The sequence below is a fragment of the Nocardia sp. NPDC004722 genome, assembly GCF_053601505.1.
Window position 1 is genome coordinate 1 of the sequence record NZ_JBSGBY010001057.1, and the last position, 1,454, is coordinate 1,454.

The window sequence follows — 1,454 nt, forward strand, 5'->3', positions numbered from 1 at the left end:
CAGCAGTGGGGCTGGGGCGACTGGCGCACCCTGGGCTGTGGACTGGGCGGGCTCGCGCTGCTGGCGCTGGCGTTGTGGCGGTCGCGGCGGCATCCGCGTCCGGCCATCGCGGTGTCGTTGTGGCGCAGTCGTTCCTACGCGCAGGTCAATTCCGTCGCCTTCGTCTTCGGCGCGACCATGTTCGCCTGGCTGCTGGCGGGGCCGCTGTGGCTCGACAGCATGTGGCACTACTCGGTGCTGCGCTCGGCCGGGGCGATGACCGTCGGCGCGGTCGCCTCCATGGTCACCGCGGTCGCCGCCGGACGCGCACCGGTCGGTTGGCAACGCCGGCTGGCGGTGCTGGGCGCGCTCATGTTCGCCGCCTCCACCCTCTACATGAGCAGCGGGGTCTGGAATGCCACGCCCGCGCTGTGGAAGGCGTGGATTCCGGCCGGGATCCTCGGCGGCGGAGGCATCGGGATCCTGATCACCGTGCTCGGCACCATCGCCGCGAGATCGCTTCCGCCGCAACGGTTCGCGGCCGGAGTCGGCATGAATCTCACCGCGCGGCAATCCGGGGGCGCGCTCGGGGTGGCGGTGCTGGCCGCCGTCTTCGCCGCCCACCCGACCCAGCCGCTGACCGCCTTCCACACCCTGTTCGCCGTGTGCGCCGCCATCGCGGTCGCCGCGGCCGTCCTCGCCGCCCTGCCCACCCGCACCCCGCTGCCCACCCCAGTCCAGGAGACACCCGCATGAGCGAGCGCACCGAAAACACCGACCCGTTCACCCTGTCCGACGCGGCCGCGTCCGCGCTGCTGCGCGACGTGCCTTGGCGGCGTTTCGCCGTCATCGGCGACTCCACCGCCGCGGGCACCGGCGACCCGTGGCCCGGCTACGAGAACGTGCCGTGGGCCGACCGTGTGGCGCGCTGGCTGCTGGCCGCACACCCGCGCACCGACTACCTCAACACCGGTGTCGAGGGCGCGGTCCTCGCCGACGTCACCGCCACGCAACTCCCGGCACTGGAAGCCTTCCACCCCGATCTGGTCCACATCACCTGCGGCGGCAACGATCTGTTCCTGCGCGACGCCGCCCTCCCCGACGTCGAGGCCGCGCTCGACGAACTGTGCGCGCGGGTGGCCGCGACCGGTGCGCGCCTGTCGCTGTTCACCCTCGCCGACGCCTTCACCGGCCGCATGGCCCCGCTGCGCCCGCTCTTCGCCGGATTCGCCGAATCGGTGCGCCGGGTCGCACACCGCCACGACGCCGTCCTCACCGAATTCTGGGACCACCCGGCACGATCGCGGCCCGACTGGCTCTCCGCCGACCGCATCCACCTGACCATGGCCGGGCACGCCGTGGTCGCCGCCGAGCTCGCCAAGAACCTCGCCCGCCACACCGCCCGCGAACTCCCACCCGAACTCGCCCACCACGGCTGACCCCGCAAACATGAGGCCGCGCCCGGTGTATCACCG

At 73.0% G+C, this 1,454-nt stretch carries 1 protein-coding gene and 1 pseudogene; both read left to right on the forward strand.

All coding sequences use genetic code 11. From position 1 onward, the window contains the following. Nucleotides 1–735, forward strand: a pseudogene (locus tag ACWELQ_RS45610) (MFS transporter); the annotation flags it as partial. Beyond that, a complete protein-coding gene (locus ACWELQ_RS45615; RefSeq protein WP_452403177.1) occupies nt 732–1,418 on the forward strand; it encodes an SGNH/GDSL hydrolase family protein in 687 nt (228 codons plus the stop codon). The pseudogene ACWELQ_RS45610 and the gene ACWELQ_RS45615, both read left to right, overlap by 4 nt. The last annotated feature ends 36 nt before the right edge of the window (nt 1,419–1,454 follow it).

What these genes read in the sequence shown, in the direction of transcription:
- ACWELQ_RS45615 (WP_452403177.1), top strand. Translation starts at nt 732, where the DNA reads ATGAGCGAGCGCACCGAAAACACCGACCCGTTCACCCTGTCCGACGCG.